The sequence below is a fragment of the Aeromonas sp. PI_26 genome (genome assembly GCF_027854445.1).
In the GTDB taxonomy this organism is placed as follows: Bacteria; Pseudomonadota; Gammaproteobacteria; order Enterobacterales; family Aeromonadaceae; genus Aeromonas; species Aeromonas veronii.
This window is the reverse complement of the sequence record NZ_JAJNOE010000005.1, coordinates 197,923-215,355: the sequence shown is the minus strand read 5'-3', so window position 1 is coordinate 215,355 and position 17,433 is coordinate 197,923. Positions and strand designations below refer to the sequence as shown.

General features: G+C 50.9%; 19 protein-coding genes, 1 tRNA gene and 2 pseudogenes. 18 read left to right on the top strand and 4 right to left on the bottom strand.

The features are described 5' to 3' along the window. Nucleotides 1-65 precede the first annotated feature (65 nt). Complete coding sequence (locus LRL22_RS08275; protein WP_270905146.1) at nucleotides 66-1,604, bottom strand: YfjI family protein; 1,539 nt, start codon at nucleotides 1,602-1,604, stop codon at nucleotides 66-68. Next, nucleotides 1,601-1,873: a helix-turn-helix transcriptional regulator gene (locus LRL22_RS08270; protein WP_270905145.1), complete on the bottom strand. Its 273-nt coding sequence runs from the start codon at nucleotides 1,871-1,873 to the stop codon at nucleotides 1,601-1,603. The genes LRL22_RS08275 and LRL22_RS08270 overlap by 4 nt, the downstream gene beginning before the upstream one ends. An 89-nt stretch (nucleotides 1,874-1,962) precedes the next feature. Between LRL22_RS08270 and LRL22_RS08265 the strand changes: the two genes are divergently transcribed. The 4 genes from LRL22_RS08265 to LRL22_RS08250 all read left to right on the top strand — a co-directional run bounded on the left by LRL22_RS08265 (nucleotide 1,963) and on the right by LRL22_RS08250 (nucleotide 6,896). Continuing rightward, nucleotides 1,963-3,723: a hypothetical protein gene (locus tag LRL22_RS08265; RefSeq protein WP_270905144.1), complete on the top strand. Its 1,761-nt coding sequence runs from the start codon at nucleotides 1,963-1,965 to the stop codon at nucleotides 3,721-3,723. Nucleotides 3,724-3,881: 158 nt separating this feature from the next. After that, nucleotides 3,882-4,835, top strand: coding sequence for a DUF932 domain-containing protein (locus LRL22_RS08260; RefSeq protein ID WP_270905143.1), 954 nt, complete (start codon nucleotides 3,882-3,884; stop codon nucleotides 4,833-4,835). Between the two features lie 94 nt (nucleotides 4,836-4,929). Then, on the top strand, nucleotides 4,930-5,919 hold the full coding sequence (locus LRL22_RS08255; protein WP_270905142.1) for a YqaJ viral recombinase family nuclease: 990 nt from the start codon (nucleotides 4,930-4,932) through the stop codon (nucleotides 5,917-5,919). Next, the gene (locus LRL22_RS08250) at nucleotides 5,916-6,896 is read left to right on the top strand and encodes a recombination directionality factor (protein WP_270905141.1); all 981 of its coding nucleotides are present in this window, start codon (nucleotides 5,916-5,918) and stop codon (nucleotides 6,894-6,896) included. Before LRL22_RS08255 ends, LRL22_RS08250 begins: the two co-directional genes overlap by 4 nt. A gap of 11 nt (nucleotides 6,897-6,907) precedes the next feature. Here LRL22_RS08250 and LRL22_RS08245 read toward each other — a convergent pair whose 3' ends face one another. Continuing rightward, nucleotides 6,908-7,258: a helix-turn-helix domain-containing protein gene (locus LRL22_RS08245; protein ID WP_025202117.1), complete on the bottom strand. Its 351-nt coding sequence runs from the start codon at nucleotides 7,256-7,258 to the stop codon at nucleotides 6,908-6,910. Between the two features lie 207 nt (nucleotides 7,259-7,465). Here LRL22_RS08245 and LRL22_RS08240 point away from each other — a divergent pair, with 207 nt between their 5' ends. The 13 genes and pseudogenes from LRL22_RS08240 to LRL22_RS08180 all read left to right on the top strand — a co-directional run. Next, nucleotides 7,466-7,801, top strand: a complete 336-nt coding sequence (locus LRL22_RS08240) for a hypothetical protein (protein ID WP_270905140.1) — start codon at nucleotides 7,466-7,468, stop codon at nucleotides 7,799-7,801. A gap of 48 nt (nucleotides 7,802-7,849) precedes the next feature. Continuing rightward, nucleotides 7,850-8,299 (top strand): hypothetical protein, encoded by a 450-nt coding sequence (locus LRL22_RS08235; RefSeq protein WP_270905139.1) that lies wholly within the window; start codon nucleotides 7,850-7,852, stop codon nucleotides 8,297-8,299. A gap of 84 nt (nucleotides 8,300-8,383) precedes the next feature. After that, nucleotides 8,384-8,731 carry a YkvA family protein gene (locus LRL22_RS08230; protein WP_270905138.1) on the top strand — a complete coding sequence of 116 codons (348 nt, stop codon included), beginning with the start codon at nucleotides 8,384-8,386 and terminating at the stop codon, nucleotides 8,729-8,731. A 19-nt stretch (nucleotides 8,732-8,750) separates the two neighbouring features. Beyond that, nucleotides 8,751-9,176, top strand: a complete 426-nt coding sequence (locus LRL22_RS08225) for a DUF2787 domain-containing protein (protein WP_270905137.1) — start codon at nucleotides 8,751-8,753, stop codon at nucleotides 9,174-9,176. A gap of 9 nt (nucleotides 9,177-9,185) precedes the next feature. Beyond that, complete coding sequence (locus LRL22_RS08220) at nucleotides 9,186-9,596, top strand: hypothetical protein (RefSeq protein ID WP_270905136.1); 411 nt, start codon at nucleotides 9,186-9,188, stop codon at nucleotides 9,594-9,596. Continuing rightward, the gene (locus tag LRL22_RS08215) at nucleotides 9,589-9,846 is read left to right on the top strand and encodes a hypothetical protein (protein WP_270905135.1); all 258 of its coding nucleotides are present in this window, start codon (nucleotides 9,589-9,591) and stop codon (nucleotides 9,844-9,846) included. Before LRL22_RS08220 ends, LRL22_RS08215 begins: the two co-directional genes overlap by 8 nt. Before the next feature lie 107 nt (nucleotides 9,847-9,953). Further along, nucleotides 9,954-10,457, top strand: a complete 504-nt coding sequence (gene radC, locus LRL22_RS08210) for a RadC family protein (protein WP_270905134.1) — start codon at nucleotides 9,954-9,956, stop codon at nucleotides 10,455-10,457. Nucleotides 10,458-11,262: 805 nt separating this feature from the next. Continuing rightward, the gene (locus LRL22_RS08205) at nucleotides 11,263-11,418 is read left to right on the top strand and encodes a hypothetical protein (RefSeq protein ID WP_270905133.1); all 156 of its coding nucleotides are present in this window, start codon (nucleotides 11,263-11,265) and stop codon (nucleotides 11,416-11,418) included. Between the two features lie 275 nt (nucleotides 11,419-11,693). Beyond that, nucleotides 11,694-11,945 carry a type IV toxin-antitoxin system YeeU family antitoxin gene (locus tag LRL22_RS08200; RefSeq protein ID WP_336296642.1) on the top strand — a complete coding sequence of 84 codons (252 nt, stop codon included), beginning with the start codon at nucleotides 11,694-11,696 and terminating at the stop codon, nucleotides 11,943-11,945. Between the two features lie 254 nt (nucleotides 11,946-12,199). Beyond that, nucleotides 12,200-13,186 (top strand): DUF2860 family protein, encoded by a 987-nt coding sequence (locus tag LRL22_RS08195; RefSeq protein WP_270905132.1) that lies wholly within the window; start codon nucleotides 12,200-12,202, stop codon nucleotides 13,184-13,186. Nucleotides 13,187-13,347: 161 nt separating this feature from the next. Continuing rightward, a complete protein-coding gene (locus LRL22_RS08190) occupies nucleotides 13,348-14,859 on the top strand; it encodes a sensor domain-containing diguanylate cyclase (protein ID WP_270905131.1) in 1,512 nt (503 codons plus the stop codon). Nucleotides 14,860-14,959: 100 nt separating this feature from the next. Then, nucleotides 14,960-15,318 (top strand): annotated as a pseudogene (locus LRL22_RS08185) (IS110 family transposase); the annotation flags it as partial. After that, nucleotides 15,299-15,579, top strand: a pseudogene (locus LRL22_RS08180) (transposase); the annotation flags it as partial. The pseudogenes LRL22_RS08185 and LRL22_RS08180, both read left to right, overlap by 20 nt. Before the next feature lie 380 nt (nucleotides 15,580-15,959). Here LRL22_RS08180 and LRL22_RS08175 read toward each other — a convergent pair. Next, nucleotides 15,960-16,049: transfer RNA gene (locus LRL22_RS08175), tRNA-Ser, on the bottom strand. 439 nt (nucleotides 16,050-16,488) lie between these two features. On the opposite strand from LRL22_RS08175, the gene LRL22_RS08170 reads away from it, so the two are divergent. Beyond that, nucleotides 16,489-17,397: a L,D-transpeptidase family protein gene (locus LRL22_RS08170; protein WP_232489899.1), complete on the top strand. Its 909-nt coding sequence runs from the start codon at nucleotides 16,489-16,491 to the stop codon at nucleotides 17,395-17,397. Nucleotides 17,398-17,433 lie beyond the last annotated feature (36 nt).

The following is a 17,433-nucleotide window of genomic DNA, read 5'->3' as shown; positions in this document are numbered from 1 at the left end:
TTGGAGCCATAAAATCACTCGAATTATTGTAAAGATATAGCTAGAGCTAGCGCCTTATTTCCAGCTTAAATTCCGGGCACAATGCCGTTATTATGGCTGATGTGGACGTGCCATGTTTTCCCTGTTTTATAAACTTGGACCTTCCCCTTCATCTGCAAGCGCTCCAGCGCTCGGTTCAGGCGCTGACTATCCCGGAGTCGATTCGGGCCATGCTGGCGAATATAGTTTTTAGGGATAGCTTGACAATTAAATTTACAATGGTTTTTTTGCAACCAATTTTCTAATTTCAGTTCGTCCTCCATCTCTTCGGGCAACGTATCATCAGCCATCAGGTGAATAAATGAATCCAGATAGTAACTAGCCAACTGAATAGCGGCGTACATGGTATGGTCCGACACAATATCATTACCGGTGACAAATGCCTCCAGTACTCCCGCGATCCTCGCCACGTGCTCAAGTTGCTTGGATGCGTAATCACGATATTCATACAAAGCGCCGGATGGACCACTCATCGATTCAATGCGGTTGTATTCAAGTGCCCATCTGTGGGCAGCCTCTGGAGAAAGCGTCAGGCAAACTCGTTCAGCATTTTTATCACGACGTTGAATGCTTTCGTTCAAACGCGTCATTACCCGTGTATGGAACCAGACTAAAGGATCGCTGGTCGCCGTTTTCGTTATCGCCCCACGTTCAAACCGCGAACCGATAGTGGAACTCGGCTGACACAACAGTGTTCTGGCAAAAAAACCGGAGGCCCGTGCTCGCAGCCCCTGACGGGCGACATACTCTTTGAACAGCGCAGGTTGTACCATTAGCATCGTGCCAAAACGTGCATCGGTGATGCGGAACATCTCCCCGTTCGCACGATCTACCTCGATTGGTTGAGCGCTCCATAGAGAGTTCAACAAAGGCGTATCATGAAGTAGCTCACCATTAAGGATGCTGCCAGCCTCGTCCGAGAGCAAAACAAGAGACGGATTGCTCTTCCCCAAAGCCTGCTTGACTGCTGCTCTGGTGACATCACTCACTAACAGACGCTTACGCTGCGGTGGGAGCGGTTGCTGAAGCAGGCAATTTTCCAATTGCTGTTTAGCCAACTTCGAAGACTCTCCTTTGGTCACGGCCTGTTGGAAGGCTTTCTCCAATGCCTTCTGTTCACTTTGCCAGAGACGCTGCGCCACATCGTACTGCTTTTTTTCCTCTTGGTACTGCAACTCCAACTCAGCTTCGAGGTCACGAATAGGCTTCATGAGCAGCTTATCGACCGTGGACTTACGCTCCCCGGATTCCGCCAGCACAACCTGATACAGGGATATGGGAAAGCGCAGGGGGGCCTTAGGTGAGATATCAAACAAGTCCTGACAGCACAGTGCCATCCCACCGAGCAACGAGGAGGCAAGCAAATCCAGCGATGCTTGTGTCTCCTGTTGCAGATAAGCAATGACCTCGCGTAACTCGTTCGGCAGTACGTAGACAGGGAAAGTGAGTAAAGGCAAGCGCAGTGGCTTTGCCTCAACTATCAGCTGAGGTATCTGCAGAGGGGCAATTTGCGGCGTAATGGGCCCTAGCGCTATGGGTTTAAAAGACAGCTGATGACTCATCATGCTTGGTCCTCCTGTGCCGACATCGGATTAGCTTGGGGGCGAGAATCAATCCAGGCCTGAACCGCGCGCGAGCTCCAGCCAACCGAGCCTGCGCCCAATCGGATTGCTCGAGGGAAGCTGGGGTCATAACGAGGCGACTTCTCGTTCATCCAGTCGTAGAGGGTAGATGGACTCACACCGGTGGTCTTGCTCAGTTCCTTCATTCGCAAAATCCGGTCAATAAGCTCGGCATGGGAAATTACTTCTGATTTGTTCATTACATTGCGCATCTGTGACTCCAGTCGCTGGGGGTTGAGCGGCACAATGTATAAAATCATTATCAAATTAATGACGGCAGTTTTGCAGAGGCAAGGGATGTATGTCTTTAAAGGAAGTAAAAACAATAGGTTATGATTTTTTTGTGGATCATTTGCTATGGGCGTTAGATCTGTACGATGGCGATAGAAATGCTCGGTTGAAGGAGAAGCGAAGCTACACCAGCAAACAAGACATCTACATTGATGAACTTCACGAGAAGCTCATGCAGGCCCTTTGCACCCAAGGCGAAAGCACCACCATACTCGTTAATGGTTTGTTGGATTTTAGTGAGGTGGCCGCCTCCTATATACTCTCGAAGCCCATCATTGCGCCCTTAAGTAAAGAACAGATAAACCAGCGCTATGCCAAGCACATCTTGTGCCCACTACTGGTCGCCTATATGGAAATCTTCAGTGAGTTTCATGATGAGTCTCCGTTCATGCGGCATCTAGATGCTCTGCTGTCATCAACAAATGAGAAGGGAGTTGCCTTCGCTGCTCGCAAGATGTTGCTGTCTATCCTCGCGGCTCCGGAATGCGAACATTATCGTGAAGAGTTGACGGAGTTTATCCGGGATATCCGGCCAGATAGGACACAACGACGTGCGACCATCGACCAAAAAATTCGCTTAGCCAAAACCACTTGCAATGGCATCGACAAGCCAGAAGAAAAGCAAAAAAGCGTGATACGACTTACAACGCTTCAGGAAGCGTATACAGCATGCATGGCAGCAATTTATTTTGACATTAAGACTGGATTGGGTTGCCATCTCGCCAATCTGCATAAAATTTCATTAACTGAAAAAATGGCGATTTCTGACATCCGTGTTAGTTCATTAAGCAGTAGTATAATAAAATTCATTGCGACCAAAAAACATCTTGAAAGCGCACTACCAAAAGAAACCAAAGTACATCTCGATAGATTATGGGAAACTGCTGTAAAAGGCGTTCCACTGATAACGAACCTGTACACAATACAAAACATCAACACAATATTTTACTTACTAGGAAAACCAAGATCTTCAATAGGCATAATAACAGACCACAAAAAATCAGAAAAATTCTTTGACCGTGTCGTGACACAAGAAAAAATGTGCTATCTCAAGCCGTACGCGTTGATGCTACAGGTGCTATACCACATAAAAAATGAGCGAGTGCAAGAAGCACTGGATTTATTAGAAAGTGAAGGCACATCTTTACTTGATGGTTTGATAGGCTTCCCAGCTTATTATACCGCTGTTTTATATCTTGGTTTAAAAATAAAAACAAATCCTCTTAAACTGAAAAATGGAAACCTTAATGAATTAATAAAAATAATTCTCGACACACAGGCACTATATTCTGACATTCGGATCGATTCAGCATACCTGCTTGAAATGGAGTTTGAATCATTTTTTTCTGATAGTTACACTCACACAATCCTTCGCAGCATAAAAGCATACAACTCAATTATATCAACTAACTTGGGGTCGCACCAAAACCGCTCTCGTTTATCGATTGTTGACACATGGGATGGCGTGGAAGCTTGGTTAGAAAAAACACACATCAATTTAATTGATGTGCCCACTGAGGAGAGAGCAGATGTTATGAAGTCACTTTTTACAAAAGCGGACAAAGAAAAGTCATTCATCACCTACCTTTCCAACTCTACTTTGTATCACTGTGTGAGAGAATTGGATGGTTTTCTCTTCTACCTACCAATTTCGGCTGAAAATCACCCTTACACTCATCGAGTTCGTCAGGATATAGAGTACAGAAAAGATTTACTGCAGGCACTCAACCCTGAGCAATATGCAAAAGAATCAATACACGAACTGGCATGATTTTCTGCTATCCCGCTACTAGTAGCAACTGTAGCGGGAAATATCGCATATCAAATGTATTGACTTTTTGCCATTCATGCGTCCCTCCTGTGTTATCAATTCCAAAATTTCTCACACCTATATTCCATTATTGAATCGATACAATAGAGGATGAAAATATGGCTCACTTAATTGACACCATGGCCTACACAGGCCAAACCCCGTGGCATGGCCTTGGCAATATATTGCCACCGCGGCAATCTTTGGATATCTGGCTACAGGCAGCCGGGATGAATTGGACTATCGAGCAGAGTGACGTAATGTTTAACGTCGCCTCAGATGCACTCCATATTCGCCCTTATTCAGACAGCAAAGTTTTGTACCGTTCTGATAACCTAGAGCCTCTATCCGTCGTTTCTCGCCGATATAATGTGGTACAGCCTCATGAGGTGCTGCACTTTTATCAAGATCTGGTAGAAGTGGGCGGCTTTGAGTTGGAAACTGCAGGCTCGCTCAAGGGCGGCCGTAAATTATGGGCGCTGGCTAAAACGGGTCAAGATGTGAAGCTGAATGGTGGAGATAGGGTGAAATCCTACCTGCTGCTCGCCACCAGTTGTGATGGTACGCTGTGCACCACAGCACAATTTACCTCGTTACGAGTTGTCTGTAATAACACCTTGCAAATAGCATTACGGGATAATAATGGTGCGATCAAGGTTCCCCACTCAACTCAATTTAATGCAACTGCCGTCAAAGAGGCATTGGGCCTTGGTATGGCAAATTGGGATCGTTTCCAACAAGAGATGACATCGTTGAGCAATCGTCCGGTATCACCCGTGGAAGCCCTTAATTTCTTCGGTGAACTACTCAATGATCCGGCTGGCGATGATGAGAATATTATTCTCAGCCGTCCCGCCCAAAAACTGCACGAGCTGTATATGGGCGCAGGCATGGGCTCAGAACTTGCGAGCTCCCGTAATACCGCCTGGGGGCTGGTCAATGCGGTCACCGAATACGTGGATCACCACCGCCGTGCCCGCAGCCAGGATCACCGGCTCGACTCCGCCTGGTTCGGTCAGGGCGCCCAACTCAAATCCCAAGCCCTGAATCAGGCACTCACTCTGCTGCAGTAATTCCTCTTCCCCATTCAAACCGCATAACGACCTCACCCGGACTGGCACAAGCCAATCCGGGCGTCGCCATTTATGCCGTCAACAAGGAATAGTCATGAAAGCAAAAGCCAAATATGGCCAGGCCCTGCGGCTGGCCTCCACGACCCAGTTAACCCGCGAGCAGTGGCTCGCTATCCGCAAACTCGGCATTGGCTCCTCCGATGCCGCCGTGGCAGTGGGGCTCTCCCCCTACAAATGTCCGCTCAGCCTTTGGTTGGAGAAGACTGGCCGCAAGGAGCCGGAGGATATCTCCCATAAGGAAGCGGTGCTGTGGGGCATCGAGCTCGAACCTGTGCTGGCACAGGTCTATGCCAAGCGCACAGGCTACAAGGTGCGCCGGGTCAATGCTGTGTTGCAACACCCCGAGCAACCCTTCATGCTCGCCAACCTCGACCGAGAGGTGGTCGGCCATCCCGATGGGCCGGGCATTCTGGAGATCAAAACAGCCAGCTATCACAGCGCCCCACAGTGGGAGGAAGGAGTGCCGGTGGCTTACCAGTGTCAGGTACTCCATCAGCTGGCCGTCACCGGCCATGCCTGGGCTGAGGTGGCAGTGCTGATCGGCGGTCAGGATTTTCGGATTTACCGCATCGAGCGCGATGAGGAGAAGATCCAGGATCTCACCGAGCGGGAAGTGCAGTTCTGGCAGATGGTGCAACAAGACCACCAGCCAGAGCCTGACGGCTCCAGTGATGCAGCCAATGCCCTGAGCTGGCTGTTCCCGCGTGACGATGGTCAGACGCTGGATCTCTCCGATTCCCCCGAGTTCAACCTGCTGTTTGGCGAACTACTGCGCTTGCGTCAGCAAAAGGAGGCTGTCGAGCAGCAGGAGTCACAACTCAAGCAGCGGCTGCAAGCCACCTTGGGTGAAGCTACAGCCGGGTTGTTTGCCGATGGCAAGATCACCTGGAAGCGCAGTAAAGACCGGCTAGCGCCGGACCTGGATAAGCTCGGTCAGGATCATCCCGACCTGCTCACCCGTTACGTCAAACCGGTACCCGGCGTGCGCCGTTTCACCATTCAACCCTTGAGGCAAACACCATGATCAAAGGACTGGCGATCACCCCGCCCGTGATCGGGCGGATCTGCATCGGCAAGCTGGTGCAAAAACAGGATAAGTGGGTGCCGGAGAAGGACGACAGCTTCACCCTCACCACCCAGATACAGCAAAAGGGGGGATGGTTGCTCCATCCCCTGCATCAACACTACTCATCGCAGAAAAGTGGCCAAGGGCAGGTGCAGACCAAGATCCGCGCCATTCCAGTGCGGGTGCTGTTCAACGACAGCGACTTGAATCTGCGGGCGGAATACAGTGCCTTTGACCGGCAAACCGGCAGGCCGCTGTGTGTCGGGAATGGGGAGGTGGCAAGACGCGTGGGGGCACAAGGCATGGAGGAGGTCAGCTGCCCTGGACCCGAGCGCTGCGCCTTTGCCGGGCAACAGGGCTGCAAGCTGTACGGGCGACTGAACCTGTTTGTGGAGGGGCAAGGGGATGAGCTGGGTAGCTTTATCTTCCGCACCACCGGCTACAACTCGGTGCGCACTCTGGCGGCTCGACTGAAGTACCTGGAGGCTGTGAGCGGGGGCCATACCCGCTATCTGCCGCTCACCCTGCGGTTGCGGGCCAAGAGCACCACCCAGTCCTACCGCACACCGGTCTACTACGTGGATTTGACGCTACGGGAAGAGACCAACCTGACTGAGGCAGTCAGGCTGGCACAGGAGGCGGCCCAGCGTGACCAAGAAGCAGGCTTGGCAATCGAGCAGATGGAGCAGGCTGCTCGCGAGTTGCTGCGTAACGGTCAGTTTGAAGATATCGATGAGGAGGTGCCGATGCTGTTGGAGGAGTTCTATCCCGAAACCAACAGCGACGATACGGCGAATGGAAACGTAGGGGCAGTGGAGGTTGCCTTGCATAACGCACCGCAAAGCCAAGCAACCAGAACACCGCAGAGGCCACAACCAAGAAGGAGTCCGCTCACCAACAAATTGGGGAAAGGGGACCCATCTCCTCCCCAGTGAATGGTGGATGATCAGCGGGGACGCGCCAACCGCTCCACCAACCGCTCTACCGTTTCCAGCAACAGAGTTCGGTCAGCATCATCGAGCCGGGCCAGTTGCTGGCTCAGCACAATGCCCTGCTCGGTCGGGCGGTTACTGGTCTCGCGCAGAAAGTCCGCCAGCTCACAGCCGAACAGTTGAGCGAGCTCCGCCAGCCGCACCACGGTCGGCACCACAATTCCTCGCTCCATTCGAGATACGGCTTCCATCCCGATACTGAGGTGTTCAGCCACCTGCTCTTGCGTGAATCCGGCTTGAGTTCGCTTGTGGCTAATCGCCTTGCCGACGCTCTTGGCTAACAGCTCAAGGTTGATATCTGTCATGGGTCCTCCAGTCAACCTCTATGGTTGACCATGGACCCATTGAGGATAAGGACTCAAAAGGTAGACTAAAGACTTAATGAGTCCACAAACGGCAATTGATGCTGATTTGACACAGATGCGAGGCCCTCAACCAATAAACCATCGTGACCAACTCGCAACAGGTGGGCTCCATAAGACGCTTTTACTACACGACCAAGGGAACAAAACATGGAAAGACTGACTTATGAAGATCTAGGTACTGACAAGCTGGCCTCACTGATCCGTGCACGAAAATCTTTCGAAGTCGTGGGGCTATCGGGGCGAATGAGCGCCGCTGTTACAAAACTTGAAAACAGCATCGAACCTGCCGGGCTGAAATGCCGGGTGTATAGCAAAGGCCGGATCGCCGCAGCAGGGGCCAGCGTCTTTGGCGGTATTACCGGTCTAGCCGGGATCGCATCTGCCGTCACCATCGCGGCACATAATCTCGCCACTTACAATCCAGACTATGAAATCGTTAAGCACTTGGTGGATAACTCACTCAACGTGCTTTACAAAAAATAACCACGTTAATGGCTCATCTAAATCCTTGAGCCTTTAGGAGTCACAGGGATGAAAAAACTCTTCATTACCTCAACAGCACTGCTGCTGTGCGGCAACGCCTTTGCGTATGGCGAGGCCGGACGCTGGAGCAGTGGCTGGGGTCAGGGCACCAGCGAATACACGGCGGTGGTCAACGAGCAAAACAACCTCTATATCGCCTGTAATGACACCCGCAAGGTCAGCATGACAGCCACCGTGCAGGGCAAGGAGTACGGCTCTTATGCTGGGCAGGCTTTCTCCATCGTCGTCGATGGCAGCCAATACGATGCGCCCTATGAGACCGAGTCCCGTGTCGGTGAGAACAATTTCTTCGACATGTGGGGCAAGCTACGCAAGGCCAAGTCGATCAGAATTTTGACGGCTGACGGCAAGCAGCTCGCACTGCCGACCCAAGAGGTGGCATCAGTTCTGCCCGCCACCAATACCCCCGAGTTTGACTGCTTGATGTGGGACCAATAGGTCACACCCATTCCCATCCAAAGAGGAGGCAAATGACTCCTCTTTTTGTTTCTGCCATTCACCCCCCCGTGAAGGAGACGCACTATGCCCCCCTGTATTCCCCCTGAATGCGAGCCGTTCGATCACCAAGGCTTTTGGCACAAACTCTGGGCCTTTGCCAAACGAGCCGGTCGGCCCTTTATCGAGACCTGCCTGTTGCTCTACTACACCAGCCAGAAGGGTGACCTGCCACTTTGGGCCAAGCTGCTGATCTACAGTGCGCTGGCCTACTTTATATCGCCAATTGATGCGATCCCGGATGTGTTGCCGATGGGACTCACCGATGACATCGCAGTACTGAGTGCAGCTCTCGCCAGCATTGCCGCCTTTATTGATGAACAGATCCGTGCCCGTGTGGCCAAAAAAATGCGCGAGCTGTTCGGCCAAGATTAACCCCCACAAGGAGTACACCATGACCATTCCCTTTTTCCGGGACGGCTTTGCCATGCCCGTTGCACAAGCATTGCTGGTTCAGCTTAACCAAGAAGTCGCTAAAACCGAGCTCAATATTGAGCGCTTAACCCAACTGACCTTCAACTTTCGCAACCCCGGCTACAGTGCCGAGCAAGGCGGCGTGCACCCAGTCGAGATCCGGCTGATCCGTGGGCTCGATGGCTGGCAGTTCGATTACGTCACCGACTTCAGTTATCAAGGACTGGGGCAGGATACCGAGCTCTGCAAAGAGCTCGATTTCAACTTCCTCGATGGGGAACACACCATGTTGGGCTGGGGACCATTGCGACTGGCCGAAGCGCGGGAGCTGTTCGATATCTGGCAGAGCAACTTCATTGCCTACTGCCGGTTGGAGTGTTTCAGCGTCACGGTCGCAGGAGATTAGGAGGACACGATGAGCCAAGAATTAGCGCTCTCTCACTACTCACGTCAGTGGCTGGGACCAGTCGCCGCCAACGCCAAGCTAACCCCCACCTGCAGTAGTCAGCGCTGGTTGCTACATCTGACCCCAGGAAGTCAACAAGCCAGCACCGTCACCTTGCAAGTGCGCTGGTCTGGTGTGCAGTGGCAACTGCTCTCCATCACCAATGCCGATGACTGGCGCACCATGAGCCAAACGGTGGATGAGATCTGCATTGACCCCAAACATCGCTGTTTCTGGCGCAGTCAAGCAGGCCCCGTGCCACTCACCGAGCAACCTCGCGTGCTGGCAAGCTTTCTGGCTGACCTGCAGCGCATCTGCATCCATCGCGGCTATGCCGTGGAGAGTGACCACATCCCCGACAAGGAGATTGAAGATGATTAATGCTGTGCTCGCCATCGAACTGGAGGCTTATCTTGAGCACGATGGTCAGATTGAAGTGGTGCATGACCAAGGCCAGCCAGTAGACGGTTATGCCCTCTACCTGCGCTATGAAAACGAACAGGGCAAAGCACTGGCTCAATGGCTGTGCGACCACTCGGATCACCGCTGGCTAACCCAGCTAGGCACCCTGCTTGCGACCAGTTACGACGTCCCGTTGCACCACTACACCACTCACACCCTTGCGGCCTGAACACCACCAGCCAATCCTGCAACCACCACATTTACCAACCTATTAACCAACCCCCCCCGACCCTGCCGCATCCCACTCGGTGGGGCGATGGCGTATGGAGCACAATCATGTTGCATCACAAATTGATCGCTTGGGAGATCCCCGGCACATACCTCGTCACTGAGCTGATTAACGAAGAGGACCTGTTGACTATCGCCAACCAGATTGCCCGTCAGAAACTGGCCAAGGGCGTCGCGATTACAGACAAACACTTGGCCCAGCAGGCACTACAAACCCTGTTGCAGAGCAGAGAGCATGAAGTATTTGCCATACTGTTCTTGGATAACCTGCATCGGATCCTGGCATATGAGGAGCTATTTCGCGGCACGCTCAGCAGTGCCTCCGTCTACCCACGGGAAGTTGTTAAACGTGCGTTGGCGCTCAATGCTGCAGCTCTGATGCTGGTGCATAACCACCCGTCAGGTCACCCTGAACCCAGCCGAGCAGACATAGAAATAACCCAGCGACTGCAGAGTGCTTTGTCTCTGGTTGATATCCGAACCCTAGATCATTTGGTGGTTGCTAGTAATGGCGTTGTATCACTCAAAGAACGAGGCTACATGAACTCTTGAAACAGAATTGGTTATTGATAGCGGCCGAGGCAACGGCCAAGTTTCGGACGGCCTGTGTGGCCGTTTTTTCTTTACCTTCTTGGGCTGCAGAGAGCAACCGTAATTCACCAGTCACCATGGAGTGTAACTTTCTTCTAGGCAGCCTGTACGGCTGCGAAGGCCCAGTACCAGAGCCGGTCAAGCCCTGCCTTTTTCTGAACAGCCTGTGCGGCTGTGAAGGCTGCAGGGTTACACCAACTGCGCTACCACCTTTTCTTAGCAGCCTGTCCGGCTACGAAGACTGCTTGCAGATACAGCTGCTCGCGGTTGATTTTCTTAGCAGCCTGTGCGGCTGCGAGGACCAGGAGATCGCCCGCGAAGGTCTCGTAGCGTTTCTAAGCAGCCGTTTGAAAGTGCTGGCTGAGCACGCAAGTAGCTCGAGTATGACGGAGCGTGGAACAGGGTAACGAAAGTCCAAGAGTAACTGGTGTAAGGCAAGGGCTCGGTTAAGTTGTTCCATTCTTCTGTTAAGTTATTGGTTAATAACGACTAGGCTACCACTTAAGGAATGGAAAAACCCTATCGAGTCTCACATATACGCGACCTTTAAGGACCGAGCCCTATCTTAGTTTCTTGTATTTCGCTACTTGTTCGAGGAAGTAGCGACCCAGTTCACCTTGATGTTGGTTCACTTCGCTTTCTGCACTGGCCAAGTGACCGTTGCGCTCCTTCCATACCGCATATGCGGCGGCCTTCTCGACCTCGACACATTAATAACGACATCGGCGGGCAGGCCGTGCCCTTGGCATCATTGGAGTCACCGAACATGACCCGTCTTATCACCGGACTCCAGGTGCATCGCTATGCCCCCGAGCTCAACAAACTGCATCTGCGCAACCGGCAAATGCTACCAGCTCCTGGTATCACCACCATCAAAGAAGCCAAAGCCACCCTATTTGGCCGCAGCCAGGGCATAAAGTGACCATCATCGTGAGCCATCCCGACTACGTCAATCTATCCCGGCTTACCGGAGGCAACTGGTAAACCTGATCGAACTCCCTCAGTACCTGAACAGACTACGCCAGCGATACAACATACCCGGCACTATCGTTCATACCCAATTGAGGTATCGCTAATCATGACCACGACAACCATCCACACCCAGGACCAAAACCCGCAGCACCGGATCAGCTCACCCGGATTTTTGCGCAGTGAGGTTTACCCCATACCGCCACACCGCGCTTTGAGGATCGTCTCATTCAAGAACATCACCGCCTGCACTTTTTGTCAGATCGGGCCTCACTGGTAGGCAAATGGGAGGAGGAGGCTATCAACCGGCTAGAGGTAACCTTCCCAGCCATCATAAAAGAATTAGAAAGCAAACTGCTGATCGGCGAACTGGATGCCCGATTCCAGCATCGTATCACCGTCCAGCATGATGGTTTCACCTGTGAAGCTGACACCTTGGGCAGCCATGGGTATCTCTATATCGCTCTCTATGTCTCGTAAAAACGGGATGATAAATTCTACGAACGCTGCACGATACAAATAAACGATATCGGTATCTCTTGGAAGACAGGGAATATGGTTCTCCCTACGGCGATCGCAGTACGTTCTGCGGTCCGTTATAGATCGCCATTCGGCTAATTGGACTGGGACATGAACACTTTGGGCTAAGCACATTTGAGAGATTGTATTGACAGCAACCATTAAGGTTAATCAACGTATAATTTCATTTCACACCTTCAAAACGGAGTCATTTGATGCGCAACACCACACTTCTTGGCTTGGGTCTACTAATAACAAGTAATGCATATGCTAACTTGGGAGACATTCCAAAAGAGTCTGGCTGGTCTGGCTTTTTGCTGGGGGGCGTTAACACGCTCAATTATAAGTCCAACTTTTATAGTGGCGACGACAGTAAAGAACACATTGATAGCTTAGGTAACGCTGACAGCACCTCTACCGTCACCCCTCAGCTCAATGCCGACATTCGCTACACCTTCGCCGACACCCGGACCCAGGTATTTTTGGGGAACCTGATCCAGGATGCCATTCGCTTCGACTTTACTCAGCAACTGGGTATTCGTCAGGAGATGAGTGATAAAGGGATAGTGGCAGGCTCTGTGGTGTTCAATGCAATGCCTATTGAACAGTGGAGCGATCCTTTTGCAATCGGAGTAACGCGCCAATCCACCGATATCAAATCCAAAGGTGTTCGGTTTGCTTGGGACAAGATTTGGGGTAGTAACTTCTACGGTAGCCTCACCACACGTAACATCGAGGTTGATGAGGAACGTAGTGGTAGTCAATTCGACGCAGCAACAGCAGCCAAGCTGGATCGTAACGGGAAAATGCATGCCATGGAGTTTTCTTACCAGTGGCATTTCGCCCCTGGTTACCTTCTGGAACCTGCGTTTATCTACCGCCAAGCAGACCTCGATGGCAGCGCACAGAGTTACGAGAGCAATGGCATGCAATTGACCTTTGCCAAGCGTGCTTCTCAGTGGTCGTTTGTCAGCAACGTCTATATGGGCCAAACCAAATATGATGAGGCAAATCCGATCTTCAATCAGCAGGCCGACTCGGACGAATTTGCTATCAATGGCACCTTCTTCTGGCATCGACTCTTTGGGATTGCCCCCCTTTCCGCAACGTTGACCGCAGGCTATGCCAAGTCTGATTCTGAGGTAGGTTTCTATGACACCGAATCGACAGTCCTCAGCACTGGTTTGCTCTATAATTTTTAATCCATCATATCGATAACGATATGTGCCACAGCGCTGAAGAAACGAGAGAATAAAAACCTCTCGTTTCTTACTTACGAAAACACTACACCTGAGGTATTACAGAATAATTACTAAAGAAATAATTACAATTAGATTTAAATACAATGAAGGTGGGTGCTGTAATGGACAAAAAATATGATAAAAAACTAAACTATTTTTTGGTTAAATTCTCCATGTTAATAGGTGCGTTAACCATATTTTTGTCAGCATATATGGCATTTTCAAGCTATCAAGGCACCGTTAAAGTGCGCCTTGATGGCTACGATAGAATGCTAAAAACACTAGATGCTTCATATTTATTGAAGTTAGTGAGTGAAAACGAGCGTGAACTGGATATTCTGGTAAATAGTCTAGATGAAAACGCGATCAAGCAAGGTGCCTCAGCCATTAATTCACTATGGCCAATCGCGCATCGCATAAAAATGGAAGAGAATCACTTTATCTACTTCTATGGGATTGCTGAAAATAGAATAGATAGCTATCCGGCTTGGACACCTGGTTACGGTTTTGATGCCACTGAACGTCCATGGCATAAAATATTAGATGGTAGTACTGATGACTCTCAATGGATTGGGCCCTATCCTGAATTTGGTAGTGGTGAGTTAGTTTTAACTTTGGGGAAGAAAATAGTTGATTCAAGTGGAGGGGTACTAGGTCTGCTACTTGTTGATATGCCACTAGACAAGATTAATCAGACTTTAAAACATGCTCTAGGTGATCTCGATACCTCTTTGTTTTTGCAAAATATAAAGACAGGGGGAATGTTGTCGATAGCAAACCCTGAATTATATAAACAAGAAGACATTGGCGGTTACAATAAAGACATATCTTTCAGTGGCTTAATAAATGGCGCAACTATAACTCACCCACTAGAATATGTCGAGTGGCAACTAGGCATGTATATTCCGCAGAAACGCTTTGTGGCGGCACTTCAAACAGAATTGAGCAAAGTGCTACTCCCTATTTGCATAGTGGCTCTAATTGTTTGGCTAGGTGTTTTTTCTTTAATTCGTGTTGTTCGTCAAGAACAAACAGTTCTTCTTGAGCGACTCAGGCGGATTGATGAGGACTCTTGTGTATTGCAGCCTCATGATGTTATAAATATATCATGGTTCATCGGTAAAAGTTTATCCGAAATAGATAAAATTAAAAACAGATATAATCAAAACAGGCAAGAATTAAGGTTAGATCCACTCACGGGAATTTTAAACCGCAGAGCATTTGAGCAGGATGTCGAGTCCCTGAGAAACGAATCACTACCACATTCGCTACTCTTAATTGATCTCGATAAATTCAAATCAATAAATGATAATTTGGGACATCAGGTTGGAGACTTAGTTTTATGCCGAGTAGCCGATAGCTTAGTTTCAACTCTTGGCTTGGAGAGAGTATATCGTATTGGTGGTGATGAGTTTGCAGCTTTACTTCCCATGGGAAAAGATAATGTTACGACGCAAGTAGAATTGTTAATGCATCATGTTAGACATCTTAAATGGCGTGAGCATGATTGCTCTGTAACACTTAGTATCGGTATAGCAAGTGGCCCTGGGGATCCTGCAAAGATATTTTCAGATGCGGACTCCGCTCTTTATCGTAGTAAGAAGGATGGGCGTGATTGCTGGAGCTTTGCCTGATATACGGCGTTGTTAATGGAATGGTCGCCCCTACCCAAAACGGCATCTGAAGTGCCACAGTGGCGAGTGTACGTTCCCACTGATGAGAGAGGCGACCACCATGATGGCGACGACAATCGGCATAGATTTGGCAAAAGAGGTGTTCCAGGTGGACGGGCACGGTAAGCGGTTGTTCAACAAGCAACTCAAGCGTTCACAAATAGCCTCTTTTTTGCCAATATCCCACCCTGCTTGATCGGCATGGAGGCGTGTGCCTCCTCTCACTACTGGGCCAGCACCCTGATGTTGTTAGGGCATACTGTCAAACTGATGGCACCCCAGTTCGTCAAACCCTATGTCAAAACCAACAAGCACGATGCTGCGGACGCAGAAGCTATCTGCGAAGCCGTGACTCGACCTAACATGCGGTTCGTCCCTGTCAAATCCCCGGAGCAACAAGCCGTGCTGGCACTGCATCGTCAGCAAGCGATCACGCACAGTGACGGTCGCTTATCGACAACCCCCAAAGGGACGCATTACCGACTGGGTTATCGACTCAACTGAGCTGAAGGTATTTAGTGAAGGCGAATGGAAGGTCAGAAAACACGGCGCTGAAACCGTAATAGGCGGAGTGGCTGGCGCAAGTTACATCTGGCGGTAGACCCAGTGACCTACGATATCGTGGCGACGATTCAGATAGTTGAACCGCTGGAGACCATGCCTACCTCGCTGAAGCGCTTAGCAATGAGTATCTGCAATAGCATGCCACCAAAAACCTATCTTTGCTTGCATGCCCACTTTCTGGCGTAACATAGCGAGCAACCGGCACGTGCTCAACTCGTGGTAGCGCCAATCAAGATTGGCAGCAACGGGCCGTGTCCTTCGGCAGCGGCAAGAAGTACAAACAGTGTGGTTTGCACGGAGCAACAACATAGATAACAAGAGAGGGCCAATGGCCCTCTCTTGTTTTGGGTAACTTGAAGGGAATAGTGGTTATGACCTGTCTAAAGGAGTGCTATCGAGGAGTAAGACAACCAGCACCTAATGGCATACTGAATGGCATACCAAAAAAAACAATCAAACAAAAAAACCAACTAAATCAATAGTTTTCACTTGATGTATGGCGGAGAGACAGGGATTCGAACCCTGGGTGGCATTGCTGCCACAATTGATTTCGAGTCAATCCCGTTCGGCCACTCCGGCATCTCTCCGTGGGGAGAGATTTTTACCCAAGCTGGGCCGAGGATGCAATAAAAATTTCTTAGATATCAAATGGCTGAATCAGATATCTGGGAGCAGGCTCACAATGCGGCGCGTGCTGTTCGCGTTGCCAGGCCACCCTGCATCCACCCGACATTAACCCGCTCGCACACCCGGCCATTATCCATATCGTGACATTCCCCCATTGCCATGAGGCGTCTCTTTTTCCTGCTTGGCGCTCAAATTTATGGGTGATGCCGCTTTTGGCCGGTTTCCTATGTATCCCCACATCATTGTGGGTGCGCAGCAAGCTGGTAATCATGGGCTGATTGAGGAACAATCGCGCCATTCTGGCGGCTGTGTTGATGATGTTCCGCCCCGATTGAACTGATGGATCTTCTTATGCGATTGCCGAAACTCAAGCCCCTACCCTTAACGCCCGCCCTTTCCATGCTGCTGGCAGCGATCCTGCTCTGCGCGGCGCCGGCAGAGGCCAAACGCTACCCGCTGCCACCTGCCGGGAGTCGCCTCATCGGTGAGCTGGAGGATTACATCATCCAGCAGAATGAACATCTGGAACTGGTTGGCAAAAATACGCAAATTGGATTTTTGGCGCTGCTTGAGGCAAATCCGGGTGTAGATCCCTATTTACCCAAGCCGGGTACCCGCTTGACACTGCCCACCCAGATGCTGCTGCCTGATGTGCCTCGCGAGGGGATCGTCATCAATCTGCCCGAACTGCGCCTCTACTACTTCCCCAAAGGGAAGAATGAGGTCATCGTGCTGCCCATCGGGATTGGTGATATCGGCCGCGAGACTCCGGAGATGACCACCACCGTAATCGAGAAGAATCCCAACCCGACCTGGGTACCCGGCCCCATGGTGCGCAAATCCTGGCTGGAGCAAAAAGGGATCACCCTGCCCGCCGTGGTGCCCCCCGGCCCAGAGAATCCCCTTGGCAAGTTCGCCATGCGCCTTGGTTATGGCAAACGCGACTACCTGATCCACGGCACCAACAAGGATTTTGGCGTTGGCCTGCGGGTAAGTGCAGGCTGTATCCGGCTGCGACCTGACGATATTGAGGCCCTGTTCAAGATTGTGCCGATTGGCACGCCGGTACGGGTCATCAATCAACCGGTCAAGGTCGCCATCGAACCGGATGGTCGCCGCTGGCTGGAGGTACACTCCCCGCTCTCCCGCACCGAAGAGGAGCTTGAAAATGGCGCCCCGCTGGTGCTATCTCCGGCCATAGAGAGCTTTATCAGCGCACCTGACGTGATGCAGGATGAGGTGACGGCGGCGCTGGAGAGCAAAAACGGCCTGCCCCGCCCCATCAGCAGCCAACTTGTCAGTGGCTAAGTCACCAGCGCCCGAGTCGCACCGGAGTCACCTTAC

Excerpts from the sequence above, each read along its gene's own strand:
- LRL22_RS08275 (WP_270905146.1), bottom strand. The coding sequence starts at position 1,604 with ATGATGAGTCATCAGCTGTCTTTTAAACCCATAGCGCTAGGGCCCATT.
- LRL22_RS08270 (WP_270905145.1), bottom strand. The coding sequence starts at position 1,873 with ATGCGCAATGTAATGAACAAATCAGAAGTAATTTCCCATGCCGAGCTT.
- LRL22_RS08265 (WP_270905144.1), top strand. The coding sequence starts at position 1,963 with ATGTCTTTAAAGGAAGTAAAAACAATAGGTTATGATTTTTTTGTGGAT.
- LRL22_RS08260 (WP_270905143.1), top strand. The coding sequence starts at position 3,882 with ATGGCTCACTTAATTGACACCATGGCCTACACAGGCCAAACCCCGTGG.
- LRL22_RS08255 (WP_270905142.1), top strand. The coding sequence starts at position 4,930 with ATGAAAGCAAAAGCCAAATATGGCCAGGCCCTGCGGCTGGCCTCCACG.
- LRL22_RS08250 (WP_270905141.1), top strand. The coding sequence starts at position 5,916 with ATGATCAAAGGACTGGCGATCACCCCGCCCGTGATCGGGCGGATCTGC.
- LRL22_RS08245 (WP_025202117.1), bottom strand. The coding sequence starts at position 7,258 with ATGACAGATATCAACCTTGAGCTGTTAGCCAAGAGCGTCGGCAAGGCG.
- LRL22_RS08240 (WP_270905140.1), top strand. The coding sequence starts at position 7,466 with ATGGAAAGACTGACTTATGAAGATCTAGGTACTGACAAGCTGGCCTCA.
- LRL22_RS08235 (WP_270905139.1), top strand. The coding sequence starts at position 7,850 with ATGAAAAAACTCTTCATTACCTCAACAGCACTGCTGCTGTGCGGCAAC.
- LRL22_RS08230 (WP_270905138.1), top strand. The coding sequence starts at position 8,384 with ATGCCCCCCTGTATTCCCCCTGAATGCGAGCCGTTCGATCACCAAGGC.
- LRL22_RS08225 (WP_270905137.1), top strand. The coding sequence starts at position 8,751 with ATGACCATTCCCTTTTTCCGGGACGGCTTTGCCATGCCCGTTGCACAA.
- LRL22_RS08220 (WP_270905136.1), top strand. The coding sequence starts at position 9,186 with ATGAGCCAAGAATTAGCGCTCTCTCACTACTCACGTCAGTGGCTGGGA.
- LRL22_RS08215 (WP_270905135.1), top strand. The coding sequence starts at position 9,589 with ATGATTAATGCTGTGCTCGCCATCGAACTGGAGGCTTATCTTGAGCAC.
- radC (WP_270905134.1), top strand. The coding sequence starts at position 9,954 with ATGTTGCATCACAAATTGATCGCTTGGGAGATCCCCGGCACATACCTC.
- LRL22_RS08205 (WP_270905133.1), top strand. The coding sequence starts at position 11,263 with ATGACCCGTCTTATCACCGGACTCCAGGTGCATCGCTATGCCCCCGAG.
- LRL22_RS08195 (WP_270905132.1), top strand. The coding sequence starts at position 12,200 with ATGCGCAACACCACACTTCTTGGCTTGGGTCTACTAATAACAAGTAAT.
- LRL22_RS08190 (WP_270905131.1), top strand. The coding sequence starts at position 13,348 with ATGGACAAAAAATATGATAAAAAACTAAACTATTTTTTGGTTAAATTC.
- LRL22_RS08170 (WP_232489899.1), top strand. The coding sequence starts at position 16,489 with ATGCTGCTGGCAGCGATCCTGCTCTGCGCGGCGCCGGCAGAGGCCAAA.